Genomic DNA, 14,722 nt, shown 5'->3' on the forward strand with positions numbered 1-14,722 from the left:
GCGGGGCGGGCGAAGCGGGCAGGGGCGGGGCGGGCACGGGCGAAGCGGGCAGGGGCGGGTCGGGCACGGGCGAAGCGAGCACGGGCGGGTCGGGCACGGGCGGGTCGGTCACAGGCGGCCGGCCCGGCGCTGGGTGGCGAGCAGCCAGACCAGGTAGCCGCCGCCCAGGACGCCGGTGACCACGCCCACCGGCAGCTGCCGGTCGCCGAACAGGTGCTGCGCGGCGAAGTCCGCCGTGACCAGCAGCGCGGCACCGGTGCACATGGACGCGGCCAGGTTCGGGCCCGGCGAGCGGGTGATCCGGCGGGCCAGCTGGGGGGCGGTCAGGGCCAGGAAGTTGACCGGCCCGGCGGCGGCCGCGGCCAGCGAGGCGAGCAGCACGGCGGCGCCCAGCAGCGCGATCCGCAGCCGCTCGGGGCGCACGCCCAGCCCGCTCGCCGCGTCGTCGCCCAGCTCCAGGGCGCGCAGCGCGGGCCCGCAGACCAGCAGCACCAGCGGGACGAGCACGGCCAGCGCGAGTGCCAGCGGGCGGGCCTGGTCCCAGCCCCGGCCGTCCAGGCTGCCGGTGAGCCAGAGCACCGCGCGGGCGGCGTCCATCAGCTGGGTGCGGGTCAGCAGGTAGCCGTTGACGCCGGTGAGGATCGCCGCCGTTCCGATGCCGACCAGCACCAGCCGGGCGCCCTGCACCCCGCCGCGCCAGGCCAGGGCGTAGATCAGCGCGCCGGTGGCCAGGCCGCCCGCCACCGCGCCGCCCGCCAGCGCGGCGCTGGAGCCGCCGGCCACCACCACCAGCAGCGCGCCGGTGGCCGCGCCCTGGGTGAAGCCGAGGACGTCCGGGCTGCCCAGCGGGTTGCGCACCAGGGTCTGGAACAGCGCCCCGGCCAGCGCCAGGGCCGCGCCGACCAGCAGCGCGGTGGCCACCCGGGGCAGCCGGAGCTGGTTGACGACGTAGCTCTGGGCGGCGTCCCCGCCGCCGAGCAGCGCCCGCACCACGTCCCCGGGCCCGATCGGGAAGTCCCCCCGCCCGAGCGCGAGCACCCCGACCACGAGCGCCGCCAGCAGCGCCCCCGCCCCCACCGCGAGGCCCCGCGGCCGGTACCGCACCGAGAACCGGGCCACCCTCAGAGTCTTCATGCGCGGGCCTTCCCCCGTCGTGCGAAGTACAGGAAGAACGGGCCGCCGAGGACGGCCGTGACGATGCCGACCTGGAGCTCGCCGGGACGGCCCAGGACGCGGCCCAGGACGTCGGCGCCGAGCAGCAGGACGGGGGCCAGGACGGCGCAGTACGGGAGGAGCCAGCGCAGGTCGGGGCCGGTGAGGGCGCGGACCAGGTGGGGCACCATCAGGCCGACGAAGACGATCGGGCCGCAGGCGGCGGTGGCCGCGCCGCACAGCAGGGTGACGGCGACGATCGCGGCGGCCCGGATCGCGGCCGGCCTGGCCCCCAGCGCCCGCGCCGCGTCGTCGCCGAGCGCGAGCGCGTTGAGCGGGCGGGCCAGGCCGAGCGCGAGCAGCGCGCCGACGGCGATGAACGGCAGGACGCCGAGCACGGTGGAGGTCTGGGCGCTGGCCAGCGAGCCGACCGTCCAGAAGCGCAGCTTGTCGAGCGAGGCGGTGTCCAGCAGCATCACCGCGCTGACGTACGAGTACAGGGTGGCGTTGAGCGCGGCGCCGGCCAGTGCGAGCCGGGCGGGGGTGGCGCCGCGGCCGCCGCCGACGGCGTACACCAGGACGGAGACCAGGGCGGCGCCGACCAGCGCCCACCAGACGTAGCCGGTGAAGGAGGTGACGCCGAGCACGGCGGCCGCGGTGGCGACGGCGGCCGAGGCGCCGGCGTTGATGCCGAGCAGGCCGGGGTCGGCGAGCGGGTTGCGGGTGAGCGCCTGCATGACGCCGCCGGCCAGGCCGAGCGCAGTGCCGGCCAGCAGGCCGAGCAGGGTGCGGGGCAGCCGCATCCGGTGGACGACGGTGTAGCCGGGGGCGTCCGGGTCGAGGAGTCCGTGCCAGACCTCGGCGGGGCTCAGCTGCTTGGCGCCGAGGCCGAGGCTGAGCACCAGGACGGCGAGCAGCACGAGCAGCCCGACGGCCAGGCCGAGCGCGCGGGGCGAGCCGCGGCGGGCGGGGGCGGCGCCGGGTATCGGGAGGGAGCCGGTGGTGCTCAAGGGTGCTCCGGGTGGGTCGGGGGACGGGTCGGCGGGGCCTGGGGGCTCTCCGTACCGCAACTTAGGTTAGGTTAACCTGCGTACGCCCGGCGGCTACCGCCGGGTACCGCGCTCCGGCACCCCCACCGGTGTGTGGTTCCCCCCTGCCCCGAAGCTCGAACCGAGGTACCGCCATGTCGTCTTCCCCCCGCCTGACCCGCCGCGGCCTGCTCGCCGCGGGCGGAGCCACCGCCCTCGGCGCGGTGCTCGCCGCCTGCGGCTCCTCCGGCGACAAGGCGTCGGAGGGGGCCAAGGGCACGGGCGGCGGCGCGTGGACCTTCACCGACGACCGCCCGCAGACCGTCACCGCGAAGAGCGTCCCGTCCCGGGTGGTGGCCTTCACCGGCGCCGCCGCCGCGCTCGCCGACTTCGGCCTGGACAAGCAGCTGGTCGGCGTCTTCGGCGAGACCAAGACCGCCGACGGCAAGGCCGACCCGCAGGCCGGCAGCCTGGACGTGGACAAGATCGAGATCATCGGCAACGCCTGGGGCGAGTTCTCGATCGAGAAGTACGCGGCGCTGCGCCCCGAGCTGCTGGTGACCCACATGTACGACCCGGGCGCGTACTGGTACGTGCCGGACGAGTCCAAGGACAAGATCCTGCCGCTCGCCCCGCAGGCGCTGATCTCCACCGGCCGGGTCACCATCACCCAGCCGATCGAGCACTACGCCAAGCTCGCCGAGTCGCTGGGCGCGGACCTGGGGGCGCAGAAGGTGGTCGACGCCAAGGCCCGCTTCGAGAAGGCGTCCGAGGAGCTGCGGCAGGCCGTCAAGGCGGCCGGCGGCGTCAAGGTGATGGCCTGCTCCGGCAGCGCCGACCTGTTCTACGTCTCCAACCCGAAGATCTCCTGCGACCTGATCTACTTCGCCGAGCTGGGCGTGGAGTTCATCCAGCCGGAGAAGACCGACGGCGGCGACTACTACGAGGGCCTGAGCTGGGAGAACGCTGGCAAGTACCCGGCCGACCTGCTGCTGCTCGACCAGCGCTCCACCGCCCTGCAGCCCAAGGACCTGGCCGCCAAGCCCTCCTGGGGCCAGCTGCCCGCCGTCAAGGCCGAGCAGATCACCCCGTGGGACGCGGTGCCGCGCTTCTCGTACGCCGGGTTCGCCCCGCTGATCGAGCGGCTGACCGCCGCGATCCAGAAGTCCCGCAAGCTGAGCTGAAGGACCCCCCGATGACCGGCCAGGCCCAGGAGTACGACTTCTTCCCGGCGCACGTGGTGCGCACCCGCCGACTCGGCCCGACCATGCTGCGGGTCACCTTCGGCGGGGAGGCGCTGCGCGGCTTCGCGAGCGGCGGGCGCGACCAGTCCTTCTCGCTGTTCCTGCCGCACCCCGGGCAGGACGAGCCGAACCTGCCGTACGCGCAGGGCGAGGGCTGGTTCGCGGCCTGGCGGGCGCTCCCGGCGGACGAGCGGGCCGTGATGCGCTCGTACACCGTCCGCGCGCAGCGGGCCGAACCGCCCGAGGTGGACGTCGACTTCGCGCTGCACGGCACCGGCCCGGACGACCGCGCACCCGCCGGTCCGGCCGCCGCCTGGGCCGCCGCGGCGGGCCCCGGCGCGCGGGTGGTGCTGCTCGGCCCGGCCGTCGCCGACAACCGCTCGGTGTCCTTCCGGCCGCCCGCGGACGCCGACTTCGTGCTGCTGCTGGCCGACGAGACCGCGCTGCCCGCGACCGGCGGCATCCTGGAGCACCTCCCGGCCGGCACCCGGGCGCTGGCCTGGATCGAGGTGCCGGACGCCGACGACGTCCAGGACCTGCCCGCCCCGGACGGGGTGGAGCTGCACTGGCTGGTCCGCGCCCCCGGCGCGCCCTCCGGCCTGCCGACCGCCCTGCGCGCGGCCGAACTGCCCGACGGCGCCCCGTACGCGTGGATCGCCGGTGAGTCCGGCACCGTCAAGGAGCTGCGCCGGCACCTGGTGCGCGAACGCGGCGTCGACCGGCGCGCGGTGGCCTTCTCCGGCTACTGGCGGCGCGGCGCGTCCGAGGACCGGCTGCGCGAGGAGGCGTACGCCGGGCAGTCCTGACCCGCCGTGCACGACGAAGGCCCGCCCGGTCCCACCGGGCGGGCCTTCGTCGTGCGGCGACACCTGGGCTTAATGCCCCATCAGTGCTCTTGCAAGAGGTTTGCAATAGGGTGACAGTCGCAACTGACCCTCCGTCGAACCAGAAGGGCCGCTCCGCCATGGGTGCCTACACGCTGCCTGACCTGCCGTACGACTACTCCGCCCTGGAACGGGCGATGTCCGCCGAGATCCTCGAACTGCACCACTCCAAGCACCACCAGGCGTACGTCAACGGCGCCAACTCGACGCTCGACCAGCTCGCCGAGGCCCGCGACAAGGAGCAGTTCGGCTCGCTGGTCGGCCTGCAGAAGACGCTGGCCTTCAACCTCTCCGGCCACGTCCTGCACTCGCTGTTCTGGGAGAACCTCTCCCCCGACGGCGGCGACCGCCCCGAGGGCGCCCTCGCCGACGCGATCACCGAGCACTTCGGCTCCTTCGAGGCCTTCAAGCAGCAGCTCACCACCGCCACCGTCGGCGTCCAGGGCTCCGGCTGGGGCATCCTCTCCTGGGAGCCGCTCGGCGAGCGGCTCGTCATCGAGCAGGTCTACGACCACCACGGCAACGTCGGCCAGGGCACCACCCCCCTGCTCGCCTTCGACGCCTGGGAGCACGCCTACTACCTCCAGTACAAGAACGTCCGCCCCGACTACGTCACCCGCCTCTGGGACGTCGTCAACTGGCAGGACGTCAGCGCCCGCTACGCCGCCACCCGGGCCTGACCCCGGCGGCGGGGGCGCCGCCCGTCGGCCGCGCCCCCGCCGCCGCCCGCTCCCGCCGCCGGAGCCCGCCGACGAGCAGCGCCCCGAGCAGGAAGGCGCCCGCCGCGACCAGCGCCGAGACGTGCAGGCCGCGCACCGGGCCCAGCGCGCCCGCCAGGGTGCCGAACAGCGCCACGCCGAACGAACTGCCCGCCTGCCGCGCGACGTTGAACACCGCCGAGGCCGTTCCCGCCGAGGCCGGCGGCGCCGCCTCCAGCACCGCGACGGTGGCCGCGACCACCGTCAGCGGCGTCGCCAGCCCGGTCGCCGCCAACGCGAACAGCAGCACCGGGTACGGGGTGTGCGGCCCCGCCGCCAGCCAGCCCAGGAACCCCGCCGCCCCCAGCAGCAGCGCGCCCGCCATCGGCGGGTACGGGCCGGACCGGGCCGCCAGCCGGCTCGACAGCGGGGCCGCGAGCAGGCCCATCCCCACCGAGGGCAGCAGCGCCAGCCCCGCCCCCAGCGCGCCGAGGTGCAGCACCTGCCGGAAGTACGGCGTCAGCACGTACAGCATCCCGTAGTAACCGAGGCTCAGCAGCAGCCCGACCGCGTCCACCACCGCGAGCCGCCCGTCCCGCAGCAGCGCGGGCGGCAGCAGCGGGGCCCGGCCGCCCGGCTCCCGCGCCGAGCGCCGCTCCAGCCGCCGCTCCAGCCGCAGTTCCACCCGGACGAACCCGGCCAGCGCCGCCGCGCCGCCCGCGAGCACGGCCAGCACCCACGGCGAGCCCCAGCCCCGCGCGCCCGCCTCGTTCACCGCCCCGACCAGCGCCACCAGGCCCGCCGCGCCCAGCAGTTGGCCCAGCGGATCGCCCCGCCGCCCCGAGCGCACCGCCGCCGACGGACGGACGTGACGGCAGGTCAGTGCCGCCGCCAGCGCCGCGACCGGCAGGTTCACCCAGAACACCCACCGCCAGCCCGGCCCGGCCACCAGCAGCCCGCCCACCGCGGGCCCCGCGCCGAACGCCACCGCCGAGACCAGCCCCCACGCCCCCACCGCCCGGGCCCGCAGCGCGACGTCCGGGTACGCCGCCCGCAGCAGCGCGAACGAGGCCGGCACCAGCAGCGCCGCCCCCGCCCCCTGCCCCAGCCGGGCCCCCACCAGCACCGTCCCCGACGGGGCCGCCGCGCAGAGCGCCGAGGCCGCCGCGAACAGGCCGAGCCCCGCCAGGTACAGCCGCCGGTGCCCGAACCGGTCGCCGAGCCCGCCGCCGAGCAGCAGCAGCCCCGCGAACACCGTGCTGTAGCCGTCCACCACCCACTGCAGCCCGGCCGCGCCCGTCCCCAGCGCGGCCCGCACGCCCGGCACCGCCGCGTTCACCACCGTGACGTCCAGCATCACCAGGAAGTGGCCCAGGCTCAGCGCCACCAGCGGCGGCAGCACGAGCCGGGCGGCCGGCGGGCGGGCGAGCGTCTGCGTCATCTGTACGGAAGCCATGACGGCAGTCTCGGCGCGGAACGGTTCGCCGCCCGTCGAACCGTGCCCGCCGTAGGCTGGCCCCGTGCCCGCTCCCCTCACCCCCTCCAGCGGCCAGCCGGACGTCGCCCGGGCCGCCGCGCTGTTCGCCGACCCGTCCCGGGCCCGGATGCTGAAGGCGCTCGGCGACGGCCGCGCCCTGTCCGGCGCCGTCCTCGCCGCCGAGGCGGGCGTCGGCGCGCCCACCGCCAGCGCCCACCTGGCCCGGCTCCTCGACGCCGGGCTGGTCACCGTCCGCAGCAGCGGCCGCAACCGCTTCTACCGGCTGGCCGGTCCCGAGGTCGGCCACGCGCTCGAAGCGCTCGCCCTGATCGCGCCCCCGCTGCCGATCACCTCGCTGCGCGACAGCGGCACCACCAACGCGCTGCGCCGCTCCCGCACCTGCTACGACCACCTGGCCGGGCGGCTCGGCGTCGCCCTGATGGGCACCCTGCTCGACCGCGGCCTGCTGACCGGCCACGACGGCACCCACCGGCCGGCCGCCGCCGTCCGCGACCGCGCCTCCGGCTACGGCCACGACCACCGCTACCGGCTCACCCCGGCCGGGCGCACCGCCCTGCACCGGCTCGGCATCGACCTCGACGCCCTCCCGCCCCGCCGCCCGCTGGTCCGGTACTGCGTCGACTGGAGCGAGCAGCAGCACCACCTGGCCGGCGCCGCCGGGGCCGCCCTCACCGCCCGCCTGCTGGCCCTCCGCTGGATCCGGCACGGCGCCAGCCCCCGCGTCGTCCACCTCACCGAATCCGGCGCCACCGGCCTCGCGAACTGGATCGGCCTCCCCCCGCCGGACTGAACCCACCACCCGGGCCCTCGGCCCCGTTGTTCTTCCGACCGCTGTCGCGGGGGGGGGAGGCGACCGGCTGTTGGGCCCGGCCGCCGGGGCGGGCGGCGACGGCCGGGGGGCTCGGGCGGACGGGAACGATGACGGCCGCAGGCTGCAACCGGGCCGAGGGGCTCCGTCCCGCCGCGCGCAGCGCGGTCGCTCAGCCCTGCCAGGGCATTCCCGGACCCTCTGCGTCCTCTTCCGGCCGTTGCCGGGGGGCGGCCGCCGGGACGGACGGAACAGTGACGGCCGCAGGCTGCAACCGGGCCGAGGGCTCCGCCCCGCCGCGCGCGCAGCACGGCCATTCAGACCCGCCGGGGCGTTCCCGGACCCTCCGCGTCGTCTTCCGGCCGTTGCCGGGGGGCGGCCGCCGGGACGGACGGAACAGTGACGGCCGCAGGCTGCAACCGGGCGGAGGGCTCCGTCCCGCCGTGCGCGCAGCGCGGTCGCTCAGCCTCCGCCAGGGCGTTCCCGGACCCTCCGCGTCGTCTTCCGGCCGTTGCCGGGGGGCGGCCGCCGGGACGGACGGAACAGTGACGGCCGCAGGCTGCAACCGGGCGGAGGGCTCCGTCCCGCCGTGCGCGCAGCGCGGTCGCTCAGCCTCCGCCAGGGCGTTCCCGGCCCTCGACCTCGTTCTTCCGACCGCTGCCGCGGCGGGCGTCCGACGGTTCGGGGCGGGCGCAGCGCCGGGGTGCTCGGGGCGGTCATCGATGCAGCCGGGCGGAGGGCTCCGTCCCGCCGCGCGCGCAGCAGCCCGGTCGCTCAGCCCTGCCGGGGCGTTCCCGGGCTGTTGTCAGCCGCTTCGGCGCGGGCGGGTCGCAACGCAGTTGGGCGGAGAGCTCAGCCCCGTCCCCGCCGGGGCGGTTTCGGGCCCTTGCCCTCCTTCTTCCGGCCGTTGTCGTGGGGGGCCTGCGGCGGTTCGGTCCGGACGGCGGGACGGGCCGGGGCGCGGTCGGCGGCGGGCGCGGGCGCGGGCACAGCGGCAGGCGCGGCGGCGGGCTCTGCGGCCGGGGTGGTCGGGGCGGGCGGGACGGGGATGGTGACGGTGGCGGCCGCGGGTTGCAGCCGGGCGGAGGGTTCCGTGCCGTCGCTCGCGCCGAACGCCACGCTCCCGGCCCCGCCGACGAGCAGCAGGCAGGCCGTTCCCGCCGAGAGCGCCAGCCGTCGGCGCAGTTCGCTCCGGCCGCCGGAGCGGACCCCGGCCGGCGGGGGCGCGGGCTTCCCCGGGTCGAGCAGTTCCACGCACTCCTCGGCGGACGGCCGGGCCGCCGGGTCCGGCCGGGTCATGGCGCGCAGGGCCCGGGCGAGCCGGGCGGGGATGCCGTCCGGGATCGAGGGGGCGTGCAGCAGCCGGGCCACGGCCGCCTCGATGGGGCCGCCCGGGTAGACGCGCTGCCCGGTGAGGCACTCGATCAGCAGCAGCCCCAGGGCGTAGACGTCGGCGGCCGGGCGGGCGCCCTCGCCGCGGATCTGCTCCGGCGCCAGGTACGCGGGGGTGCCGACGACGAAGCCCGTCCGGGTCGCGTCGGCGTCCGCGGCGTCCGCGTCCACCGGCGAACGGGCGATGCCGAAGTCCGCGAGCCGCGGCGCCCCCGAGGCGTCGATCAGCACGTTGGACGGTTTGACGTCGCGGTGGACGACGCCGCAGGCGTGGACGAACGCCAGCGTGCGGGCCAGTTCCCGGCCGAGCCGGACCGTGGCGGGGACGGAGAGCGCCGAGGCGCGCAGCGCGTCGGCCAGCGTCGGGCCGTCCACCAGTTCCAGGACCAGGTAGGGGCGGTCGTCGGCGCGGCCGTAGTCGTAGACCTCGACCAGCCCCCGGTGCCGGAGCCGGGCCAGCGTCCGCGCCTCGGCGGCGAACCGGCGGGTGAAGTCCTCGGAGGCGCCCTGGTGCAGCACCTTCAGCGCGACCTCGCGGCCGAGCCGGAGGTCCACCGCCCGCAGCACCCGGGCGCCGCCGCCCTGGCCCAGCAGCCCCGCGATCCGGTACCGGTCCGCGAACAGTCCCGCGGTGCCGACGCCCTCAACTGTCGAGTGCATGCCATTCTCCGTTGTCGGGTGAGCGACCGCACCACACGGACGGGACACGATCCGTCGGCGCGTACCCGCGATCCGCGGAGGGATGCACCGGTCCACCGCCCGGACCGGCTCGGAGCCACCCGGCGCCCCGCGCCCCCGGAGCGGCTCGGCGCCACGGGCCCCGGTGCCCTAGCGTGGACACCGTGAACGGGGAACGGGACGACGCGGTACGGGAGTTCGAGAGCCACCGGCAGCGGCTGTTCGCGCTGGCGTACCGGATGCTCGGGTCGGCCGCCGAGGCGGAGGACACCGTGCAGGACGCCTACCTGCGCTGGCACGGCACCGAACCGGGTCAGGTCGCCGCGCCCGGCCCGTGGCTGAACAAGGTGGTCGCCAACCTCTGCCTGAACCGGCTCGGTTCGGCCCGGGCCCGCCGCGAGGAGTACCCCGGCACCTGGCTCCCCGAGCCGGTCGCCACCGGGGCGCTCGGGCCGATGGAGCGGGCCGAGCAGCGCGAGGCGGTGTCCTTCGCGGTGCTCACCATGATGGAGCGGCTCTCCCCGCCCGAGCGGGCCGCCGTCGTGCTGCGCGACGCGTTCGCCTACAGCCACCGCGAGGTGGCCGGCGTCCTGGACTGCACCGAGGCCGCCGCCCGCCAGCTCTACCACCGCGGCCGCAAGCACCTGGCCGCCGACGCCCCGCACCCGGGCACCGTCGACGCCGAGCAGAACGCCGCCCTGCTCGGCCGCTTCCTGCGGGCCGCCTCCGACGGGGCGCTCGACCAGCTCGAACGGCTCCTCGCCGAACAGGTGGTGGTCTGGGCGGACGGCGGCGGCAAGGTCCGCGCCGCGCTCCGGCCGGTGCACGGCCGGACCAACGCCGCCCGCTTCCTGGCCGGTCTGTTCGAACGGTTCACCGACGGCGTCCGGTTCGAACTCGCCGAGGCCAACGGCACCGCCGTCCTGCTCGGCTGGGAGGGCGACGCGCTCACCTCCCTCGGCACGGTCGACGCCGGGCCCGACGGCGTCACCGTCGTCCGCATCCTGCGCAACCCGGACAAACTCGCCCACTACGCGCAGCGGCACCGCGCGCTGTCACAGAACGGCTGACCGTCCGGTTCCTACCTGGGAGAGCCCACGACCCCCTCCCCGGAAGGAACCCGGACCATGAACGACCGCACCGCCCCGCCCCTGCTGGTGACCGGCGCGACCGGCGTCCTGGGCCGCGAGGTGCTGCGCAGCGCCCGCGCCACCGGCCGCCCGGTCCGCGCGCTCACCCGGCGCACCGGCCTGCCCGCCGACGCCGACACCCACTGGCACACCGGCGACCTCACCGCCGGCACCGGCCTGGACGCGGCGTTCGCCGGCGCCGACGCCGTCATCCACTGCGCGAGCGACCCCCGGCACCCGGAGAACGACCTGCCCGCCTTCCGCCACCTGCTGGACGCCGCCCGGCGGGCCGGCGTCCGGCACGTGGTCAACGTCTCGATCGTCGGCGTCGACCTGATCCCGCTGAAGTACTACCGGATCAAGCTCCGGGGCGAGCAGCTCCTCGGCGCCTCCGGCCTCGGCTGGACCAACCTGCGCGCCACCCAGTTCCCCCAGCTCCTGGACGGCATGCTCGGCCCGCTCGCCAGGCTCCCCCTCGTCCCGATGGTCTCCCGCACCCCCGTCCAGCCGGTCCACCCCGCCGAGGTCGCCGCCCGGCTGGTCGAACTCGCCCTGGGCGAACCCGCCGGCCACGCCCCCGACTTCGCCGGCCCCGAGACCCGCCTCGCCACCGACCTCGCCGCCGACTGGCTCCGCAGCACCGGCCGCCGCCGCCCGGTGCTCCCGCTCCACCTGCCCGGCCGGGCCGGCCGCGCCCTGCGCGCGGGCGCCCTCACCGCCCCGCAGAACGCCTACGGCACCCGCACCTGGGCGGAGTTCCTCGCCGGAAAGTGACGGGCGGCGAGGCGCCGGGCGACGGAGTGCACCGGGCCGCGAGGCGCCGGGCCGCGCAGTGCCGGGCCGGGAGCTCACCGGAAGGCGGGCAGCGCCTCCCGCGCCCACTGCGCGAAGCCCCGCGCCGGACGGCCGAGGACCCGCTCGACGTCCGGGCTGACCCGCTGCTCCTCGGGGAGGGGCTCGCCCAGGATGTCGAGCGTGCCGTCGAGGACCTCCTCGGGCATGAAGCGGGCCAGGTGCGCGCGGGCCTGCTCGCGGCTGAGCTCGACGAACGCGACCTCCGCCCCGAGCGCCTCGCCGAGCACGGCCGCCTGCCGGCGGGGCGTGATCGCCTCGGGCCCGGTGAGGACGTACACCTGCCCGTGGTGCCCGTCCTCCCGGAGCGCGGCCGCGGCGACCGCCGCCAGGTCGGCCGGGTCGACGACCGGCAGTGCGACGTCCGCGAACGGGGCGCGCACGGTGCGCTGCCCGCGGACGCCCTCGGCCCAGGCGTACGCGTTGGAGGCGAACCCCCCGGCACGCAGCACGGTGTACTCCAACCCGCTGAGCCGCAGGGCGAGTTCGAACTCGCGCAGCCGGGTGTGCGAGGGTGCCTGCGGCCTGGTCCCGTTGATCTGGGAGGAGAGCAGGACGACCCGCCGGACGCCGGACTCGCGGGCCAGGTCCAGCAGTTCGGTGGCGGGTGCGCCGGGGCCGTTGAGCTCGCCGGCCAGCAGCAGGAACAGCGCGTCCGCGCCCTTCAGCGCGGGCCCGAGGCCGGCGAAGTCGGCGAGGTCCGCGGCGACGTGGGTGACGCCGTCGGGGAGGCCGCCCGCCGGCTCCCGGCGGGAGACCGCGGTGACCTGCTCGCCCGCTGCGGCGAGCAGGGAGATCAGCGGGCGGCCGACGTTCCCGGTGGCCCCGGTGACAACGATCATGATCGAACTCCTCGGTTCCGGGGGTCCAAGTCCCTTGTCCCCCGCGCTTGTTGCGGCCCGTTCGGCCACGTCCACGACGTTAGCATCGGAAAGATAGTAGGTACCTAGAGGAAAGCGACCCCCGGTTTTCCGCCCGGACCAGACAGATCTGTCGGTTCTTCTACAGGGTTCTGCAAAGTCCCGGGCCCGGCGCCCGGAGCGCCGCCCAGGCTGGCCCCATGGCATCCACCGCAGACCCCCGCCCGGGCTTCCACGCCGCCGCCGACACCCTCGGCGGGATCCTCGCCGACCTCCGCCCCGACCAGTACGACCTGGCCACCCCGTGCCCCGACTACACCGTCCGCGACCTGGCCAACCACGTCGTCTCGGTGCTGCGCCGCAGCACCGCGATGGCCGGCGGCGGCCCGTTCACGGCGGTGCCGCACTTCGCCGTCGACGTCCCGGACGGCGGGTGGGCGGCCGCCTGGGCCGAGGCCCGGAAGGGCTTCGGGGCCGCCTGGGACGACCCGGCCGTGCTGGGCCGGACCATCGCCCTGCCGTGGGGGCCCGTCCCGGGCGCCGCCGCCGCGGTGATCTGGACCAACGAGCTGGTGCTGCACGGCTGGGACCTCGCCCAGGCCACCGGACAGGCGGTGGACTGGCCCGCCGAGGCGCTGGCCGCCCCGCTGGCCGCGATGGAGCGCGCCGTCCCGGCCGAGCCGCGCGGCGGTCGGGTGCCGTACGGGCCGGTCGTCCCGGTGCCGGCCGACGCGCCCGGCATCGACCGCCTGGCCGGCTGGTACGGCCGCCGCCCCTGACGCCCGCCCGGCGCCGTACGCCCCTGACGCCCGCCCGGCGTCGCACGCCCCGGAGGGCCGCCGGACTTCGAGTCCGGCGGCCCTCCGCCGTCCGCGGAACCGGACCCGGGCGCCCGCCGCCGATCCGGTCGGCCCGGCAGGCCCCGTCGGCCCCGTCGGCCCCGTCGGCCCGGTCAGCCGCGCGGCACCGGCGGCTCGCCGGTGGCCTTGGTGAAGGGCAGCAGGACCAGGGTGACCAGGAGGGCCGCCCCGGCGAACACCCCGCCGACCAGGAACGCGTCGTGGAACACCGCGGTCCGCGCCTTCAGCACCAGCTCCGGTACGCCGTGCGCCCGTTCGGTGAGCTCGGCGACCCGCCGGAACGCCCAGGTGGCGGCCACCGCCAGGCCGAGCGCGCCGCCGACCTCCTGCGCGGTGTTGATCAGCCCGGCCGCCAGCCCGGACTCCTGCTCGGTGCTCCCCGCGAACGCCGAGACCTGCACCGGCACGAACGAGGCCCCCAGCCCCAGCCCCATCAGCACGAAGGCGGGCAGGACGTCGGTGAGGTACGAGGCGTCGGCCGGGACCCGCCACAGCAGCAGCATGCCCGCGGTGGCCAGCGCCAGGCCGACCAGCAGCACCGGCTTGGCCGCGACCTTGGTGACCAGCTGGGAGGCGACGCCCGCGCCGACCGCGGTCAGCACCGCGAGCGGCACGTACGCGAAGCCGGTCCGGACGGCCGAGTAGTCCAGCACCTGCTGGAGGAACAGCGAGGCGAAGAAGAACAGCGTCACGCAGGTGCCCAGCAGCAGCACCGCGATCACGTTGGCGGCCCGCAGCGACTTGCGGCGGAAGACCGAGAACGGGATCAGCGGGTCGGCGGTGCGGCGCTCGACCACCACGAAGACCGCCAGCAGCAGCACCACCAGCGCGGCCCCGCCGTAGATCCGGGCGTACGGCAGCTCGCCGTCCGAGACGGTCTGGCCGAGCGTGAAGATCAGCAGCACCAGGGCGGCGGTGAGCGAGACCGCCCCGGCCAGGTCGAAGCCGCGGCCGCGCCCGGCGGCCCGGCTCTCGCCGACCACCCGGGGCGCCAGCAGGGCGCCGACCAGGCCGATCGGCACGTTGATGAAGAAGATCCAGCGCCAGCCGGGGCCGTCGGTCAGCACCCCGCCGAGCGTCACGCCGACCACCGCGGCCAGCCCGGACAGCGCGCCCCAGGCGCCGAGCGCCCGGTTGCGCTCGGCGCCCTCGGCGAAGTTGCCGCTGAGCAGGGCGAGCGCGGCGGTGGCGATGAACGCGGCGCCCAGGCCCTGCGCGCCGCGGGCGGCGATCAGCTCCCAGGCGTCGTGGCCGAGGCCCGCGACCAGCGAGGCCAGCGCGAACAGGACCAGTCCGAGCCGCAGCATCCGGCGCCGCCCGAAGGTGTCGGCGAGCCGGCCGGCCAGCAGCAGGAAGCCGCCCAGCACCATGCCGTAGGTGGTGACCACGTACTCCAACGTGGTCTGGGAGATGCCCAGTTCGTGTTCGATGGTGGGCAGGGCGACGTTGACGATCGAGACGTCGAGGAAGGTCATGAAACCGGCCAGGCAGAGGAAGGCCAGGATCAGGCCGGGGCGGCGGACCGGCCCCGGTTCGGTGACCGCGGCCGGGGCGCGCAGCGCGTCGTGCACGGACATCTCACTCCTGTGAGTCGTGGGTGTTCGCGAGGCCCGGGCGTTTCGGGAGCCGCGGGCGCGG

General features: G+C 76.7%; 13 protein-coding genes. 7 read left to right on the forward strand and 6 right to left on the reverse strand.

Going from position 1 to position 14,722, the window contains the following annotated elements; genetic code table 11:
• Window positions 1–108 precede the first annotated feature (108 nt).
• Together HUT16_RS15310 and HUT16_RS15315 are read right to left on the reverse strand one after the other, a co-directional pair.
• Window positions 109–1,134, reverse strand: a complete 1,026-nt coding sequence (locus tag HUT16_RS15310; RefSeq protein WP_176188729.1) for an iron chelate uptake ABC transporter family permease subunit — start codon at window positions 1,132–1,134, stop codon at window positions 109–111.
• Window positions 1,131–2,162: an iron ABC transporter permease gene (locus tag HUT16_RS15315; protein WP_176188730.1), complete on the reverse strand. Its 1,032-nt coding sequence runs from the start codon at window positions 2,160–2,162 to the stop codon at window positions 1,131–1,133. The genes HUT16_RS15310 and HUT16_RS15315 overlap by 4 nt, the downstream gene beginning before the upstream one ends.
• A 173-nt stretch (window positions 2,163–2,335) precedes the next feature.
• Between HUT16_RS15315 and HUT16_RS15320 the strand changes: the two genes are divergently transcribed.
• From HUT16_RS15320 to HUT16_RS15330, 3 genes are all read left to right on the forward strand, one after another.
• Window positions 2,336–3,364 (forward strand): ABC transporter substrate-binding protein, encoded by a 1,029-nt coding sequence (locus tag HUT16_RS15320; protein WP_176188731.1) that lies wholly within the window; start codon window positions 2,336–2,338, stop codon window positions 3,362–3,364.
• Between the two features lie 11 nt (window positions 3,365–3,375).
• Window positions 3,376–4,230, forward strand: a complete 855-nt coding sequence (locus HUT16_RS15325; RefSeq protein ID WP_176188732.1) for a siderophore-interacting protein — start codon at window positions 3,376–3,378, stop codon at window positions 4,228–4,230.
• Between the two features lie 158 nt (window positions 4,231–4,388).
• Window positions 4,389–4,988, forward strand: a complete 600-nt coding sequence (locus HUT16_RS15330; RefSeq protein WP_176188733.1) for a superoxide dismutase — start codon at window positions 4,389–4,391, stop codon at window positions 4,986–4,988.
• Here the strand turns inward: HUT16_RS15330 and HUT16_RS15335 are convergent.
• The gene (locus HUT16_RS15335; RefSeq protein WP_254897819.1) at window positions 4,957–6,462 is read right to left on the reverse strand and encodes an MFS transporter; all 1,506 of its coding nucleotides are present in this window, start codon (window positions 6,460–6,462) and stop codon (window positions 4,957–4,959) included. The two genes, HUT16_RS15330 and HUT16_RS15335, sit on opposite strands and share 32 nt — an antisense overlap.
• 64 nt (window positions 6,463–6,526) lie before the next feature.
• Here HUT16_RS15335 and HUT16_RS15340 point away from each other — a divergent pair, with 64 nt between their 5' ends.
• Complete coding sequence (locus tag HUT16_RS15340; RefSeq protein WP_254897820.1) at window positions 6,527–7,294, forward strand: helix-turn-helix transcriptional regulator; 768 nt, start codon at window positions 6,527–6,529, stop codon at window positions 7,292–7,294.
• Window positions 7,295–8,164: 870 nt separating this feature from the next.
• Here the strand turns inward: HUT16_RS15340 and HUT16_RS15345 are convergent.
• Window positions 8,165–9,364: a serine/threonine-protein kinase gene (locus HUT16_RS15345; protein WP_176188734.1), complete on the reverse strand. Its 1,200-nt coding sequence runs from the start codon at window positions 9,362–9,364 to the stop codon at window positions 8,165–8,167.
• Between the two features lie 182 nt (window positions 9,365–9,546).
• Here HUT16_RS15345 and sigJ point away from each other — a divergent pair, with 182 nt between their 5' ends.
• Together sigJ and HUT16_RS15355 are read left to right on the forward strand one after the other, a co-directional pair.
• Window positions 9,547–10,452: an RNA polymerase sigma factor SigJ gene (gene sigJ, locus HUT16_RS15350; RefSeq protein WP_254897821.1), complete on the forward strand. Its 906-nt coding sequence runs from the start codon at window positions 9,547–9,549 to the stop codon at window positions 10,450–10,452.
• 57 nt (window positions 10,453–10,509) lie between these two features.
• Window positions 10,510–11,286: an SDR family oxidoreductase gene (locus tag HUT16_RS15355; protein WP_176188736.1), complete on the forward strand. Its 777-nt coding sequence runs from the start codon at window positions 10,510–10,512 to the stop codon at window positions 11,284–11,286.
• Between the two features lie 74 nt (window positions 11,287–11,360).
• Here the strand turns inward: HUT16_RS15355 and HUT16_RS15360 are convergent, their stop codons facing one another.
• The gene (locus HUT16_RS15360; RefSeq protein ID WP_176188737.1) at window positions 11,361–12,206 is read right to left on the reverse strand and encodes an NAD(P)H-binding protein; all 846 of its coding nucleotides are present in this window, start codon (window positions 12,204–12,206) and stop codon (window positions 11,361–11,363) included.
• 218 nt (window positions 12,207–12,424) lie between these two features.
• On the opposite strand from HUT16_RS15360, the gene HUT16_RS15365 reads away from it, so the two are divergent.
• On the forward strand, window positions 12,425–13,003 hold the full coding sequence (locus tag HUT16_RS15365) for a TIGR03086 family metal-binding protein (RefSeq protein ID WP_176188738.1): 579 nt from the start codon (window positions 12,425–12,427) through the stop codon (window positions 13,001–13,003).
• A 173-nt stretch (window positions 13,004–13,176) separates the two neighbouring features.
• On the opposite strand, the gene HUT16_RS15370 is transcribed toward HUT16_RS15365, so the two are convergent.
• Window positions 13,177–14,661, reverse strand: a complete 1,485-nt coding sequence (locus HUT16_RS15370) for an MFS transporter (protein ID WP_176188739.1) — start codon at window positions 14,659–14,661, stop codon at window positions 13,177–13,179.
• Window positions 14,662–14,722: the final 61 nt, after the last annotated feature.

Origin of the sequence: Kitasatospora sp. NA04385 (assembly GCF_013364235.1) — a bacterium.
GTDB lineage: Bacteria > Actinomycetota > Actinomycetes > Streptomycetales > Streptomycetaceae > Kitasatospora.

Coding starts and splice junctions, on each gene's coding strand:
- HUT16_RS15320 (WP_176188731.1), top strand. CDS start 2,336: ATGTCGTCTTCCCCCCGCCTGACCCGCCGCGGCCTGCTCGCCGCGGGC.
- HUT16_RS15310 (WP_176188729.1), bottom strand. CDS start 1,134: ATGAAGACTCTGAGGGTGGCCCGGTTCTCGGTGCGGTACCGGCCGCGG.
- HUT16_RS15370 (WP_176188739.1), bottom strand. CDS start 14,661: ATGTCCGTGCACGACGCGCTGCGCGCCCCGGCCGCGGTCACCGAACCG.
- HUT16_RS15365 (WP_176188738.1), top strand. CDS start 12,425: ATGGCATCCACCGCAGACCCCCGCCCGGGCTTCCACGCCGCCGCCGAC.
- HUT16_RS15335 (WP_254897819.1), bottom strand. CDS start 6,462: ATGGCTTCCGTACAGATGACGCAGACGCTCGCCCGCCCGCCGGCCGCC.
- HUT16_RS15330 (WP_176188733.1), top strand. CDS start 4,389: ATGGGTGCCTACACGCTGCCTGACCTGCCGTACGACTACTCCGCCCTG.
- HUT16_RS15345 (WP_176188734.1), bottom strand. CDS start 9,364: ATGCACTCGACAGTTGAGGGCGTCGGCACCGCGGGACTGTTCGCGGAC.
- HUT16_RS15325 (WP_176188732.1), top strand. CDS start 3,376: ATGACCGGCCAGGCCCAGGAGTACGACTTCTTCCCGGCGCACGTGGTG.
- HUT16_RS15355 (WP_176188736.1), top strand. CDS start 10,510: ATGAACGACCGCACCGCCCCGCCCCTGCTGGTGACCGGCGCGACCGGC.
- HUT16_RS15360 (WP_176188737.1), bottom strand. CDS start 12,206: ATGATCGTTGTCACCGGGGCCACCGGGAACGTCGGCCGCCCGCTGATC.